The 14,434-nt window shown below is 41.8% G+C and carries 12 protein-coding genes and 2 tRNA genes; 10 read left to right on the top strand and 4 right to left on the bottom strand.

Annotation, left to right across the window (positions count from 1 at the left end; genetic code table 11):
• Positions 1-85: 85 nt before the first annotated feature.
• Positions 86-2,281, top strand: a complete 2,196-nt coding sequence (locus AC1RRY_RS13255) for a TonB-dependent receptor (RefSeq protein WP_492820035.1) — start codon at positions 86-88, stop codon at positions 2,279-2,281.
• Positions 2,282-2,681: 400 nt separating this feature from the next.
• Here the strand turns inward: AC1RRY_RS13255 and AC1RRY_RS13250 are convergent.
• Positions 2,682-2,756, bottom strand: a tRNA-Val gene (locus AC1RRY_RS13250).
• A gap of 11 nt (positions 2,757-2,767) precedes the next feature.
• On the opposite strand from AC1RRY_RS13250, the gene AC1RRY_RS13245 reads away from it, so the two are divergent.
• From AC1RRY_RS13245 to AC1RRY_RS13205, 9 genes are all read left to right on the top strand, one after another.
• The gene (locus tag AC1RRY_RS13245) at positions 2,768-2,983 is read left to right on the top strand and encodes a hypothetical protein (RefSeq protein WP_492820037.1); all 216 of its coding nucleotides are present in this window, start codon (positions 2,768-2,770) and stop codon (positions 2,981-2,983) included.
• A gap of 32 nt (positions 2,984-3,015) precedes the next feature.
• Positions 3,016-4,212: a mannonate dehydratase gene (gene uxuA, locus AC1RRY_RS13240; protein WP_492820039.1), complete on the top strand. Its 1,197-nt coding sequence runs from the start codon at positions 3,016-3,018 to the stop codon at positions 4,210-4,212.
• Between the two features lie 66 nt (positions 4,213-4,278).
• The gene (locus tag AC1RRY_RS13235) at positions 4,279-5,286 is read left to right on the top strand and encodes a PfkB family carbohydrate kinase (RefSeq protein ID WP_492820041.1); all 1,008 of its coding nucleotides are present in this window, start codon (positions 4,279-4,281) and stop codon (positions 5,284-5,286) included.
• Between the two features lie 30 nt (positions 5,287-5,316).
• Complete coding sequence (locus AC1RRY_RS13230; protein ID WP_492820043.1) at positions 5,317-5,985, top strand: bifunctional 4-hydroxy-2-oxoglutarate aldolase/2-dehydro-3-deoxy-phosphogluconate aldolase; 669 nt, start codon at positions 5,317-5,319, stop codon at positions 5,983-5,985.
• A 266-nt stretch (positions 5,986-6,251) separates the two neighbouring features.
• Positions 6,252-7,628, top strand: a complete 1,377-nt coding sequence (locus AC1RRY_RS13225; RefSeq protein ID WP_492820045.1) for an MATE family efflux transporter — start codon at positions 6,252-6,254, stop codon at positions 7,626-7,628.
• A gap of 311 nt (positions 7,629-7,939) precedes the next feature.
• Complete coding sequence (locus AC1RRY_RS13220) at positions 7,940-9,271, top strand: APC family permease (RefSeq protein ID WP_492820047.1); 1,332 nt, start codon at positions 7,940-7,942, stop codon at positions 9,269-9,271.
• Positions 9,272-9,398: 127 nt separating this feature from the next.
• The gene (locus AC1RRY_RS13215) at positions 9,399-10,343 is read left to right on the top strand and encodes an N-acetylornithine carbamoyltransferase (protein WP_492820049.1); all 945 of its coding nucleotides are present in this window, start codon (positions 9,399-9,401) and stop codon (positions 10,341-10,343) included.
• 155 nt (positions 10,344-10,498) lie between these two features.
• Positions 10,499-11,638 carry an acyl-CoA dehydrogenase gene (locus AC1RRY_RS13210; protein ID WP_492821305.1) on the top strand — a complete coding sequence of 380 codons (1,140 nt, stop codon included), beginning with the start codon at positions 10,499-10,501 and terminating at the stop codon, positions 11,636-11,638.
• A gap of 312 nt (positions 11,639-11,950) precedes the next feature.
• Complete coding sequence (locus tag AC1RRY_RS13205; protein WP_492820051.1) at positions 11,951-12,874, top strand: helix-turn-helix domain-containing protein; 924 nt, start codon at positions 11,951-11,953, stop codon at positions 12,872-12,874.
• A gap of 78 nt (positions 12,875-12,952) precedes the next feature.
• Here AC1RRY_RS13205 and AC1RRY_RS13200 read toward each other — a convergent pair whose 3' ends face one another.
• The 3 genes from AC1RRY_RS13200 to AC1RRY_RS13190 all read right to left on the bottom strand — a co-directional run bounded on the left by AC1RRY_RS13200 (position 12,953) and on the right by AC1RRY_RS13190 (position 14,429).
• Positions 12,953-13,324, bottom strand: coding sequence for a hypothetical protein (locus AC1RRY_RS13200; protein ID WP_492820053.1), 372 nt, complete (start codon positions 13,322-13,324; stop codon positions 12,953-12,955).
• A gap of 142 nt (positions 13,325-13,466) precedes the next feature.
• Positions 13,467-13,537: transfer RNA gene (locus AC1RRY_RS13195), tRNA-Gln, on the bottom strand.
• Positions 13,538-13,604: 67 nt separating this feature from the next.
• Positions 13,605-14,429 carry an aminotransferase class IV gene (locus AC1RRY_RS13190; RefSeq protein WP_492820055.1) on the bottom strand — a complete coding sequence of 275 codons (825 nt, stop codon included), beginning with the start codon at positions 14,427-14,429 and terminating at the stop codon, positions 13,605-13,607.
• Positions 14,430-14,434: the final 5 nt, after the last annotated feature.

The raw sequence follows: 14,434 nt of genomic DNA, 5'->3' as shown, positions 1-14,434 counted from the left end.
TCATTTAAAATTTTGTTTAACCAAATGAGCCTGATAGGGCTCACAAGATTTTACTCCTTTGCCTTGTTAAAATTTTCGTGATACAATGAAAAAATTAACAAAAAGTGTTTTAAGTACCTATTTAAATCAATCAAAATTCTTCCGATTGACCGTATCGGTCGTTTTACTGTTTCAGATTTTTGCTTTTTCTGCCATTGCTCAGGATTCTACCAGAATCAATGCACTGAATGAGGTAGTGGTGAAGTCGACCCGTGCCAATGAAAAAACCGGGATGGCTTTTACGAACGTGTATCAGCGCGACATCAAAAAACAGAATCTGGGGCAAGACCTGCCTTTTCTGCTCAATCAGCTGCCGTCAGTAGTGGTCAGTTCAGACGCCGGAGCCGGTGTCGGCTATACCGGTATCCGTATCCGTGGGTCCGATCCTACCCGTATCAATGTTACACTTAATGGAATACCCTATAATGACTCTGAGTCGCAGGGTACATTCTGGGTAAATATGCCCGATTTTGCTTCCAGCGTGCAGAGTATTCAGGTGCAAAGAGGGGTTGGAACTTCCACCAATGGCGCCGGGGCTTTCGGAGCCAGTCTGAATATCAGTACTTTGGGCTATGAGCGTGAGGCTTTTGGAGAAACCAATCTGTCGTATGGCTCATTCAATACCGTGAAAGCCAATGTGCTGGCAAGCACAGGTTTGCTGAACAATCATTTTGTAGTAGATGCCCGTTTATCAAAATTATCATCAGACGGATACATCGACAGAGCCAGTTCAGACCTGAAATCGTTCTATTTTTCGACAGGCTACTACAATAAAAGCAATTTTGTAAGACTGAATATTTTCTCAGGGAAAGAAGTGACCTATCAAGCCTGGGAAGGAGTGCCGGAGTACTACTTAAAGACGAATCGTACTTACAACCCGTATACTTATCCTAACCAAGTGGATAACTACCAGCAGGATAATTATCAGCTGATTTCTTCTTTTAAACTGAACGAGAAGTGGACTTTTAACCCGACTCTACATTATACCCGTGGAAAAGGGTACTATGAGCAGTTCAGAGCAATGGATGAGCTTTCGGTCTATAATCTGCCGAATCTGGTGCTGGGTGGAGATACCATCACAAATACTGATTTGGTGCGAAGAAAATGGCTTGACAATCATTTCTATGGTGTTACCTATTCATTCGACTATCAGAGCAATAAAAAGCTGTCGGCCAATATCGGTGGCGCATGGAACAAGTATGACGGGTATCATTTCGGAGAGGTAATCTGGACAAAAATGGCTGAGACACCGTCGAACGATTACCGTTGGTACAAGAGCCGTTCCATCAAAACTGACTTCAATATTTTCGGTAAGCTATTCTATCAGTTCACCGACAAGTTTAACTTATTTGCCGATGTGCAATATCGTACAGTTAACTATGATATGAATGGCATAGCCGATAAACTGCAGGATATTACCCGGAATACTTCGTTTCAGTTTGTTAATCCTAAGCTGGGGCTTAATTACCAGTTAGGCACCGTAGCATCAGTCTATGCTTCTTATGCAGTGGGTAATAAAGAGCCGAATCGTACGGATTTTATTGATAATGTGAAAGTACCGAAACCGGAGCATCTGGAAGATTTAGAAGCAGGATATCGTTGGGCGAATCAAAAACTGAGTTTTGATGCCAACTTTTACTATATGAACTACCGGAATCAGTTGGTACTGACCGGGCAAGTGAACGGAGTAGGGGAGGCAATCCGTGTGAATGTTCCGAAAAGTTACAGAGCAGGCATAGAGTTGGTAGCCAACTGGAAATTTGCTCCGCAATGGAGGCTCAATGCCAATGCTACTTTTAGTCAGAACAAGATTAATAACTTTACTGAAACCGTTGTGAACTATGACGGCGACCCTGATAAAGTAAATCAGTTTGCCAAAACAGATATCTCGTTTTCACCCAATGTAATAGCAGGAGGGCAGTTGTCATATTCTCCAATAAAGAATCTGGAATTTACCTGGTTGCCTAAGTATGTAGGCAAGCAATATATGGACAATACATCGGACGAGAACCGGAAACTGAATGGCTTTTTCGTGAATGATCTGCGAGCCAATTACACCGTGCATCCAAAGATTGTGAAAGAGATAACCTTTAGCCTTTTAGCCAATAATACCCTTAATCATCTGTATGAGTCGAACGGGTATACTTACAGCTACATTTACGGGCAACAGGTAGTTACCGAGAATTTCTACTATCCACAGGCAGGCACTAATTTCCTGCTGGCAGTTAGGGTGAGGTTGTAAAGCAAGGTAAGTTAAAACCGACCCTGACCCTACAGTTGGGGAGAGGGTCGGTTTATAATGTCATAGTTCTCATAATAACAGACAATGGATTGTGTAGCATTTGGATTAGAATCGACTAGTTTTTTTTTGTGGCTTTCTGATAAAAAAGATGCGAATGCCTTGATTATTCAGAAGCCGGTTCAGAGGGGTGAAAAATCTCTCTTTCTTCCTCTTTAGACTTACGAAAATCTACGCTTAATTTTATTTACTTCTACAGGTTTTATGATTATTGATCCACAAAATGTTTATCAATTGAAAGTGGTACGTTCATTGCCGATTTTATTGCAAATATGAGGAGAGAAAATGTAGATATGAAAAAGTAAAGCCTCACAATCTATTGATTATGAGGCTTTTATCAGTGTGGGAGTTATAGGATTCGAACCTATGACCCTCTGCTTGTAAGGCAGATGCTCTGAACCAGCTGAGCTAAACTCCCATATCCCCGTTGTGATTTGGGACTGCAAAGGTGCAGGTTTGTTTTTAAATATCCAAATCGCATCTCAAAAAAAGTTGAAATTTTTTATTTTTCTTGGTAAAGTTATATTTGAAATTTCCATAGTTCAATTAAATAAAATGCTTCCAGGTGGAATCGCCTTTTCTGCTGTCAAAAAAGTACTTATTTTTATCAAAATATTATTTGAAGACTCAGCTACTAAAACATAATTTTGTAGCTTACCATTTCAACCTTTAATCTTATGGCTCTTGAGCAAACCTGGCGTTGGTTCGGCCCAAACGACCCTGTAAGTTTGTCAGATGTGAAGCAGGCAGGAGCAACGGGAATCGTATCGGCTCTTCATCATATTCCGAACGGACAAGTCTGGACAAAATCTGAAATAGAAATCCGTAAAACCGAAATAGAAAAACAAGGCCTCACGTGGTCGGTGGTGGAAAGCGTGCCCGTGCATGAAGACATCAAGAAAGCCTCTGGAAATTACAAACAGTATATAGAAAACTATAAAGAAAGTCTGGCTAATCTCGCGGCTTGCGGTATTGATACGGTTTGCTATAATTTCATGCCGATACTTGATTGGACCCGTACAGACCTTGACTATCCCATGCCCGACGGTTCTACAGCCTTGAGATTCGATATGACAGAATTCTGCGCTTTCGAGATTTACATTCTCAAAAGAACCAACGCAGAGCAATCCTATTCTGAAAGCCAACTGAAAAAAGCCAAAGAATGGTTTGATAAAGCAAGTGAAGCAGACGTTCATCGTCTTACCAGAAATATAATAGCCGGCTTGCCCGGTAGTGAAGAAAGCTTTACTATCGAGGCTTTCCGCGATACACTTGATACTTACAAATTTGTCGGAGAGGCAGAACTCCGTAAGAATCTGTATAGCTTCATTCAGGCCATTACGCCGGTTGCTGAAGAAAATGGCGTATTGTTATCGATTCACCCGGATGACCCACCTTATCCGATTCTGGGTTTGCCTCGTGTGGTAAGTACTGAAACAGATGCTGAACAGTTGTTAGCAGCAGCCGAGAGTAAAAATAATGGCTTGTGTTTCTGTACAGGCAGCTACGGTGTAAGAGCTGATAATGATCTGGTAGGTATGGTTGAAAGATTAGGAAACAGAGTTAACTTTATACACCTGAGAGCTACAAAGCGTGATGCCGAAGGGAATTTCCATGAAGCTGATCACCTGGCCGGTGACGTAGATATGTATGGCGTTGTAAAAGCACTACTTAGCGAGCAACAAAGAAGAATTAACGAAGGCAGAAAAGACATCAGATTACCTTTCAGACCCGACCACGGGCATAAAATGCTGGACGACCTGAACGCTGGTAAACGAACCAATCCAGGCTATACAGCCATTGGACGTTTACGTGGTCTGGCCGAATTAAGAGGCCTGGAATTAGGAATTATTCGTTCTTCATTCGGCAAGTAATAATCAGTACCTTTGTTGGGTATTGAATATATTTAAAGATTTATACAAGATATAGCACCTACGCAAATGCCTAAAATAGTCACATTCGGCGAGATACTCCTTCGTCTGTCAACACCCAATTTTCAAAAGATTGAGCAGGCTCAGTCTTTCAATGCTACTTTTGGTGGCACTGAAATGAATGTGGGGGCATCTCTGGTAAAATTCGGTTTCGATGCCACGCACGTAACCTGCTTCCCAAATAATCTCATGGGACAGAAAGCGAAGGCCTATTTACGTTTTTTAGGTATTGATACCACTCACGTAAAACTGGAGGGCGATCGCGTAGGCCTATTCTTTCTTGAAACCGGAGCCGTAATGCGGGCAAGCCAGATTGTATATGACCGTATGGATTCAGCCTTTGCCAATCTAGACCCAAGCTGGTTTAACTGGGAAGAGATTCTGAAAGATGCCGATTGGTTCCATTGGTGTGGTATCACTCCTGCCTTGTCGGAAGGAGCAGCTAAAGCTTGTCTGGAGGCCGTTAAAACTGCCAAAAAATTAGGTATTACAGTTTCGTCTGATATTTATTACCGCAGCAACTTATGGAAATACGGCAAAACTCCTCAGGATATTCTGCCTGAACTGGCTTCTTATTCTGACATAATATTGGCAAGCCGTAAGAATATAGAAGAGATTTTCTCATTGAAAGTAACTGCCGAGAAAGGTAAATTTGTAGAGTCGTGTAAATTACTGATGCAGCATTATCCGAATGTGAAAAAGGTGATAGATACTGACCGTGTACAGGTAAGTGCTTCTCACAATCAATATAACGCCAAAATGTGGAACGGTGAAGAACTGCTGGAAACCGACTATCAGGAAATTACCCACATTGTAGACAGAATAGGTACCGGTGATGCGTTTTTAGGTGGATTTATTTATGGACAGCTTGTTTTGCAGGACGACCTGAGATCTCTGCAGTTTGGGGTAGCCGCAGGCGCATTGAAACATACCATTGAGGGCGACCAGAATCTGGTAACTGTGCCTGAAGTGGAAGCAGTAATGGGGGGCGATAAGTCTGGTCGATTGAAAAGATAATATAGTACTAAAAAAATTTGAGCATTAGATATGGCACGATTCGATAAAAATACAACCTTAGCACAGGTAAAAGCCACTGGTCTGGTACCTTTATTTACACACAACGACCTCGATATTTGTCTGGGTGTTTTAGGTGCTTGTTATGAAGCCGGTGTGCGAGTATTTGAATTTACCAATCGTACCGAAAATTCATTCAAAAACTTCAAAGAGCTGATCAGTATCGCGGCAACCGAATTTCCCGAGATGATTCTGGGTATCGGTACCATCTATGATGCCGCCACAGCAAGAAAATACATTGAAATCGGCACTAATTTTATTGTAGCGCCTATCATGAATCCGGAAGTAGGGGCGGTTTGTGTGGAAGCGGGTATTCCGTGGATGCCGGGTGTAATGACCGTTACCGAAATTTACAATGCCCGCCAGGCTGGAGCAGAATTTATTAAGATATTCCCTGGAGAGGTGTTGGGACCGGCTTTTGTGAAAGCGCTCAAAGCACCTATGCCCGATGTACAGGTGATGGTTACCGGAGGTGTTTCTCCAACTGCCGAAAGCCTGAAAACATGGTTTGGTGCCGGAGCAACTGCCGTAGGAATCGGCTCACAACTGGTGCCTAAAGATGTGCTGGCCAGTAAAGATTTCACACAAGTTACAAGCATTGTGGCCAATGCCCTTCAAATTATTCAGGAAGTAAGGGCTTAATCTTCCATAAAATTTTATTTTTTAAATATTTTGCCTCAAAAGGGCAAAAGCGTATCTTTGTGCCACAAAATTCAAAAAGCCCATGTCGTTGACCGCTTCGGTTCGCTAAGAGCGAACATCATTTCTTCTTCAGTTTCTTAATTTACAAAAGTTATTCAGATAGCTTTTTGTAAAACTATATTCATTTATCCTTTTACATTATCCTATTCTATACCTCCGGGTAGGCGGTGCATTGTAGTTTGTATGTAATAAACTATTTTTTATTCATGCGGAAATTCTTCAATTTATTGATACAGGCCATTCGTGGTGAGGAACAAAACTATACAGAGCTAAACGTCAACAAGGCTATTTTCCTCTTGTCGGTACCTATGATACTGGAAATGGTCGGGGAGTCACTTTTTGCCATAGTGGATGCTTTTTTTGTGGCTCGTTATGTAGGTATTGAAGGTGTGGCAACAGTAGGGCTTACCGAATCGGTGCTGACTTTGATTTACTCGGTTGCCATCGGGCTAAGTACGGCGGCCACGGCTATTGTAGCGCGCCGTGTAGGTGAAGGCAACAAAAAAGAGGCAGGTGTGGCGATGGCACAGGTAATCATTATATCGCTCGCCTTTGGTATATTAGTGGGTATTCTGGGCTTTGTATTTGCAGAAGATATCTTACGTTTAATGGGTGGCGATGCGCACCTGATTGAAAAGGGCTCGGGTTTCACCCGGATTATTTTTGCCAGTAGTCCGTCTATTATTTTGTTATATACCCTGAGTGGTGCTTTACGTGGGGCCGGCGATGCCTCTACGGCTATGAAATCAATCATTCTGGCCAATTTCATTAATATCGGTATGGACTTCCTGCTGATTCCCGTATTGGGTTTCGGAGTGGAGGGCGCAGCCATTGCTACCACAATAGGCCGTACAATAGGTGTGATTTATCAGTTATATGCTATTTTTAAAGGAAACGGCAACATGCAGATTACCAAAGACCAGTTTAAACCTAATACTGAGGTAATCAAGAGTTTAATTAACATTTCAGCGGGTGGAACCGGGCAATTCCTGATTCAGTCAGCCAGCTGGATATTCCTGACACGTATTCTGTCAAGCTTTGGCAGCGACGTAGTGGCCGGCTATACCATTGCCATCCGTATCATTGTCTTTACCATATTGCCGTCGTGGGGTATGTCTAACGCAGCCTCAACACTGGTTGGGCAGAATCTTGGAGCTGGTAAGCCCGAGAGAGCGGAGAAATCTGTCTGGCGAACGGCTTTCTTTAATATGGTTTTCCTGCTTCTGGTGGGTATCTTTTTCTCGTTTTTTGCCAGAAATTTCATTAGTATCTTTAATGACAACCCCAAAGTAATAGAAATAGGTGTAGAGTGCTTACAGATAATTTGTCTGGGTTATGTTTTCTTTGGGTATGGAATGGTTATCGCACAATCGCTCAATGGGGCAGGTGATACCAAAACGCCAACCATCATGAACCTGATTTGTTTCTGGGCGCTTGAAATACCCTTGGCTTATCTTTTCGCCATTACTTTCGACTGGGGGCCGTCGGGTGTTTTCTGGTCAATTGCCATCAGCGAATCCATTCTGGCTGTGATTGCCATCTTTGTATTCAGAAGAGGAAAATGGAAAACCATGCAAGTATAGAAGCCGCGTGGCGATGTTAAAATTCATGGCGATAAATAGGATTGTATGCTTCCTTCATCCCGATTCCCTTCCCCATTATTGGGAAGGGGATTGGGATTGGTTTAAGACAATATGTCAACATCAAAATATCAGAATAAATAAACTTTTCAAATCGGCATCAGGCTACTGTGTATTTATATAAATGCCTTATTGACAGATATTTTGCTGGTATATTTTACTTATCTTCTTCCTTTTTCACCATTACCTATTCTTGTTTTTCTTCTATTTGTTTCTTTATTTGCTATATTCGTTCAAATTAATGAAACAAAAGCATGGCTTCTGAAAAGAATAAAGGGGAACTTCTCAAACTTCTGGGTGTTGGTTTCGGTATTGCTGTTACTATCGGTGGTACAATCGGAACAGGGATTCTTCGCAAACCCGGTCCGATTGCTGCTAATCTGGGCGACCCGTCTATAATCATGCTGGTTTGGGTATTAGTTAGTATCTATGCTTTTTTAGGAGTGCTTTGTGCCATTGAACTGGGGGTGTCTATACCTAAAGCCGGAGCCTGGTATGTATATGCTCGCCGCGCTTTTGGCGATTACGTAGGTTTTGTAACCGGAATAACCAGCTGGATGGGTACTGTAGCGGCACTGGGTTTTGGTGCCTATACCATGAGCGAGTTTATAGCCCTGATGATACCCGATGTTGAGCCGGTCGTCAGATATGTGGCTATAGGCATCCTGATACTACTGATGAGTTTCCACTGGTTAGGCACGAAATCGGCAGGGAAATCGCAGGAGATTATCTCTTTTCTGAAAGCCATAGGCCTGTTTGCTTTTGTAATTGTCTGTTTTGTGTATGGCGGTGAAGTAAAAGGCCAGCAATTGGTAGAAACCACAGAAAAAGTATCCGGCCCTGCTATATTGACCGGGTTGATAGTATCGCTTCAATCAGTGTTTTATACGTTTGATGGTTGGCACACGGCAGCCTATTTTTCGGAAGAAAGCACAGACCCTGTCCGTAATCTGCCCAAATCAATGATTAGCGGAGTGCTGGTGATAATTGCCATTTATCTGTTGGTAAACCTGGCCATCTTATACATTATGCCTTTAGATATGCTTGCCAATTCGAAACTGGCGGCGTCAGATGCCATCAAGTTGATTTTTGGGAGTAAATCGGCCAGTATTGTAACTTTTTTCCTGACTATTTCTATTTTCGGTATTCTCAATGCGCAGATTATGTTCTCGCCCAGAGTTATCTATTCTATGAGTAGGGATGGACTGTTCTTAAAGCAGGCGCAGAAAGTTAACAGCGGTGGTACGCCGTCAATCGCTATGCCTTTAACTGGTATTTGCTCGATATTGCTGATTTTAAGTGGGAAAGAAACCTGCGAGAAACTATCTGATATTGCGGTTTTCTTTTTTGTGATGTGCTACATTGCAGGCTTTGCAAGTATTATTATGCTCCGCAAAAAAGAGCCCGAACTGCCAAGACCTTACAAGGTGATAGGATATCCGTTTATACCTTGGTTATTGATTGTTATCTCTTTGCTGTTTTTAGTTGGTGCCGTGTATCAGGATATCAGCAGCAGTGGTTATGCCTTAATCTTCCTCATTATCAGCTATCCCTTGTTTTTATTGACTAAAAAATTAAACCAATAGCGCCTTGTTATTGTTTTTCAAATAGCCATATTTGTGGCAAATTTCGGACTGTTGAAAACAATGAAGTTTAAGACAGCCCATCAGCTATTGTTCATTATTATACGTATTTGATTTTTGCCAAAGAAAGATGAGAAATTTTATTTCGCTGAAAGATGTTGAGAATGTCCGGGATTTAGTGAATGAGGGGCTTCGTCAGAAAAAAACACCTTTTGCAGAACAAGAGTTGGGGAAAAACAAAACCATAGGCTTAATCTTTTTTAACCAGAGTTTAAGAACCCGCCTGAGTACCCAGAAAGCCGCCGAAAACCTGGGCATGAAAGTGCTGATGATGAACGTGGGGCAAGACAGCTGGCAGCTGGAAATGGAAGACGGCATAATAATGAATGGCGATAAAGCAGAGCATGTAAAAGAAGCAGCGGCCGTGATAGGCAGCTATTGCAATATCATTGCGGTAAGAGCTTTTGCTGGCTTGCAAGACCGTGATGCAGATTATCGTGAGCTGGTTATGGAGAAATTCAGACAGTATGCAGGTGTACCGATAGTCAATCTGGAGTCGGCTACGCGGCACCCTTGTCAGTCTCTGGCCGATTTAATTACTATAGAAGAGCATAAGAAAGTAGAAATACCGAAGGTAGTGCTTACCTGGTTGCCTCATTTCAAGCCTTTGCCGCAGGCGGTAGCCAATTCGTTTTGTGAATGGGTAAACCAAACGGATTACGAATTTGTGATTACTCACCCGCAGGGGTACGAACTGGCACCTGAATTTGCCGGAAACGCAAAGGTAATCTACGACCAGAACGAGGCTTTGAAAGGTGCTGACTTTGTTTACGGCAAAAACTGGTCATCATACACGCATTACGGGAAAGTGCTGACGCAAGACCCCTCGTGGATGATTACCAAAGAAAAAATGGATTTGACCAATAATGGTCTTTTTATGCACTGTTTGCCCGTACGCCGGAACCTGAAAGTAACCGACGAGGTGCTCGATCACCGTTCGATAGTAATTCCGCAGGCGGCTAACCGAGAGTGGTCGGCGCAGGCTGTTTTGAAGACAATCCTGAAAAATTTATAAATTGAAACTAAAGTCAGTGACCTATTTTGACTGACTTTTCTGCTTTTTCTGAATTATAGTATGCTTGCATACTATTTTATTTTCGTTTATTTTTACTATTCTATCACAAACAAAAACATTACTAAAATCTCATGGCAGCTACAACATTAGAAGGTATTAATTTTAATCTAACCGAAGAACATCTGGCCGTGCAGGAGGCCGCCCGTGAATTTGCTCAGAACGAGTTGCTCCCTACTGCAATAGAACGTGATACACATTCGAAATTCCCTCATGAAGAAATTAAAAAAATGGGGCAACTGGGTTTTCTGGGCATGATGGTATCACCTGAGTATGGTGGAGGAGGAATGGATACTATCTCATATGTACTGGCCATGGAAGAAATATCAAAGGTAGATGCCTCGGCTTCGGTGGTGATGTCGGTCAATAACTCTCTGGTTTGTTGGGGGCTTGAGAAATTCGGTACAGAAGAGCAAAAGCAAAAATACCTTACCAGGTTAGCGTCCGGAGAAATAATAGGTTCGTTCTGTTTGTCAGAGCCGGAAGCGGGCTCAGATGCCACTTCGCAACAAACCACTGCTATTGACAAAGGAGACCATTATCTGCTCAATGGCACCAAAAACTGGATTACCAACGGCGAATCTTCTTCTGTATCGTTAGTAATTGCGCAAACGAATGTTGAATTAAAGCATAAGGGTATCAACTGTCTGATTGTAGAAAAAGGCTGGGATGGTTTTACTGTCGGTAAAAAAGAAGACAAAATGGGAATTCGCTCATCGGATACGCATTCGTTAATGTTTACCGATGTAAAAGTGCCCAAGGAAAACAGAATTGGTGAGGATGGGTTCGGTTTTAAATTTGCCATGAACACACTGAACGGGGGTAGAATCGGTATTGCGGCACAGGCATTGGGTATTGCCGCCGGAGCCTATGAACTATCGGTGAAGTACTCGAGAGAGAGAAAAACCTTTGGGAAAGCCATTTCAGAGCATCAGGCAGTTCAGTTTAAACTGGCCGAAATGGCCACTAGAATTGAAGCCGCCCGCCTATTGGTATACAAAGCCGCCCGTTTGAAAGACGAAAACAAGGACTTTATACAGGCTGCTGCCATGGCCAAGCTATTTGCCTCTGAGGTGGCCATGTGGGTCACAACTGAAGCGGTGCAAATACATGGTGGATACGGCTATGTGAAGGAGTATCATGTAGAGCGTTTGATGCGTGATGCCAAGATTACGCAGATTTATGAGGGTACTTCAGAGATACAGAAATTGGTAATTGCCCGCGAAATACTCAAGTAATACATTATTTGTTGGTACAAATCATATATTTCGTTGGATTAAAAAAGGCTCAAAAAGAGCCTTTTTTTGTGGGTTAAACGCACATAATATTGGAATATTACCTTAGAATCGGAACAAAGCTATCGCTTCATACTTGCTTTAAATTAGACTTTTTCTAGAAAAATGGTCATATTGCAGTAAAAAAATATAATTAAAGGAACATCTTTTGGTTTCCTATTGTTAGAAAAAAAGAGAAAATATATTAGTTTTGTCCAATATTAGTTAATACATTGCGTTTAGTATTCTAAGCTATTAAGAAAATACTCCTACAAAATGGAAGATTACAATAAGATTATCGAATCGCTGGGTGTGAAATTCGCTAAGGCGCGTCACATTAGAATCTTGCAAACTATCAAGATTAAAAACGTTTATGACGTTGAAAACTCTATTCTGGTATTATACGACGGTGATGTGAAGCTGGCAGGTAATGATGAGCGCGTGCAACCGGGAGATTTACTGTTTATACCCGGAGGGAAAGCAGCGACGATCAGCTATGGAGTAGGAGAGCCTAAAAATATTTCGTTCGAAGAGTTCATGACACGCCGTGAAAGTTATTTCGAGAGCATGACAGACTCTTCAGTTATTGGAAAGGTACCTAATTCATTTGGTCTGATAAATTTCGAAGCCAAGGTTTTTGACTCAGTAAACTTCTTTACGTCGTTAGATATACCTCCGTTTTTCATTAAACAACATTCAAAATTAGGTTCGCTGATTCATGATATTCTGCAAGAGGATTTTCTGGATGAGGTGGGCCGCGGACGAGTTATCAGAAATAAAACTGAAGAGATTGTCATTGAAATTGTTCGCCATATTCTGAAAAACAGAATGTTTGTAGAGCAGTTGGCAACTAACAGTACGTATTTCAAAGATCCACGTCTGATAGATATCTTCACGTATATCAAGAATAGTCTGGCGGGTGATCTGTCGAATAAACAATTGGCTAATGTGGCTAACGTTTCTGAAGATTACGTGGGTCAGTATTTCAAGATGCTGACAGGTATTAATCCGCAGGATTACATTGAATATCAACGTATGGAGGCAGCAGTGAATTTGTTGCGTACCTCTAAGAAAAGTATTCGCGCCATCGGGCATGAGGTGGGTTACAAGGATACAGCCTATTTCTGTCGTCGTTTCAAAATGATGTTTGGTATTCCGGCAGGGAAAATGCGTCGCAGAGAGTCTTTAATGATAGGTTAATCATCTATCTGAATATAAATATAAAAGCCGCTGTCGGGATTCCTGACAGCGGCTTTTAAGTTTATAACCGGATTTCCGTTATTTAATTATTTTCAAATCTTCCAGCTTCTCAATTACCAATTGATTTCTGCCTTTGAAAACGCTTATCTTGCCAGTAGCTACTATTTTTTTACCGGTTATTTCTTCCGGTTCAATAGTGGTTTTTTCCAGTACTTCTTTATAAACAACTACAGTAAGTGGGCTATTCGGGTAATTTTCGTCCAGATTAATCAACAAAAACGGGGCACGCTCATTACCTGAATCAAATCGTCTGGCTCCGGCTACCACTCCTTTCACCGTAACCTGCTTATCAACATAATTAGCTACTTTATCAGTAGTTAAGGTATCTGTTTGGGCATAAGCAGAACTAACTGCGCAGCATAGGAAAGTTATTAAAAGTAATTTTTTCATTGCAAACTGTTTTAAATACCGTATTGTTAATTGATAGAGGGCATTCAAGTGTAAATGTAACGATGTACCGAGAAGTACACATGCCGATACAAAAGCAAAAGAGGTAATTACTTGAAAATCAAATAACTACCTCTTTTTGTTGTTGACCTACTAGGATTCGAACCTAGACATACAGAACCAAAATCTGTTGTACTACCCTTATACTATAGGTCAATCCTGAACTTGTGGGTGCAAAATTAATAGTTTTTACCAAACCAAGCAAGTCATGGTAAATAAAATTTTACCAATTTTTTACTTTAGTATTAATTAGGTCAAGTAAGAATTGAGTCTTCTGTCCGATTTTCCCTGAACCCAATACCGCATCATCCACTCTTGTGATCGGTAAAACCCTTTTGGTCGTGCTTGTTGTAAAGACCTCGTCAGCTTCCAGCAATTCGCTGAATGTCACACTTCTTTCCTCAACTTTAAAATGTGGCTTAGCCAGTTCAAGGGTTGTTCTGCGGGTAATGCCTTTCAGAATATCGGTATCAGGAGTAACCAGTGTATCTCCCTTAAAAATGAACACATTGCTTCGGCTGAGCTCACTTATATATCCGTTTTTATGATACAGTACATCCGACGCCTGAGCGGCTTTGATATCGGCCTGCAGAATCATGAAATGCTTGTAGTCGGTACTTTTAACCTCAGGCAGATCCCTTACAAAATCATAGGCTATTACTTTTATACCATTGATGTATTCTTCTGGTTTTACAGGATGAATATCTTCGCTAATGATAAGCAGGTTGGGTTGAGCCATTGAGACGCTGTCTTCCGAGTATCCACCCGTCAGTATGAAGCGTATGGCGCAATCTTCCAGTCCCGATTTCTCTACCAGTTGCATCACAATTTTGTAGGCTTCATCTTTTTGAACCGGATTTGGTAATCGCAAAAGCCTTGCCGATCGCTCATATCTTTCCCAGTACCAGTCCCACTGGAACGGGCGACCGTTGTAGGTACGGAAATAGTCGAAAAGACCATAGCCACGCATAAGCCCGAGGTCAGTAATGTGTATATTTGTTTGCTCTGCAGCGTCTATTTTGCCATTAAGGTAGCAGTGATGGGCCATTGGTA

It is taken from the genome of Emticicia sp. GW821-FHT11C11 (genome assembly GCF_058808615.1).
This window is presented reverse-complemented; position numbering and strand designations above follow the sequence as displayed.

Excerpts from the sequence above, each read along its gene's own strand:
- uxuA (WP_492820039.1), top strand. The coding sequence starts at position 3,016 with ATGGCTCTTGAGCAAACCTGGCGTTGGTTCGGCCCAAACGACCCTGTA.
- AC1RRY_RS13220 (WP_492820047.1), top strand. The coding sequence starts at position 7,940 with ATGGCTTCTGAAAAGAATAAAGGGGAACTTCTCAAACTTCTGGGTGTT.
- AC1RRY_RS13215 (WP_492820049.1), top strand. The coding sequence starts at position 9,399 with ATGAGAAATTTTATTTCGCTGAAAGATGTTGAGAATGTCCGGGATTTA.
- AC1RRY_RS13255 (WP_492820035.1), top strand. The coding sequence starts at position 86 with ATGAAAAAATTAACAAAAAGTGTTTTAAGTACCTATTTAAATCAATCA.
- AC1RRY_RS13225 (WP_492820045.1), top strand. The coding sequence starts at position 6,252 with ATGCGGAAATTCTTCAATTTATTGATACAGGCCATTCGTGGTGAGGAA.
- AC1RRY_RS13190 (WP_492820055.1), bottom strand. The coding sequence starts at position 14,429 with ATGGCCCATCACTGCTACCTTAATGGCAAAATAGACGCTGCAGAGCAA.
- AC1RRY_RS13200 (WP_492820053.1), bottom strand. The coding sequence starts at position 13,324 with ATGAAAAAATTACTTTTAATAACTTTCCTATGCTGCGCAGTTAGTTCT.
- AC1RRY_RS13230 (WP_492820043.1), top strand. The coding sequence starts at position 5,317 with ATGGCACGATTCGATAAAAATACAACCTTAGCACAGGTAAAAGCCACT.
- AC1RRY_RS13205 (WP_492820051.1), top strand. The coding sequence starts at position 11,951 with ATGGAAGATTACAATAAGATTATCGAATCGCTGGGTGTGAAATTCGCT.
- AC1RRY_RS13235 (WP_492820041.1), top strand. The coding sequence starts at position 4,279 with ATGCCTAAAATAGTCACATTCGGCGAGATACTCCTTCGTCTGTCAACA.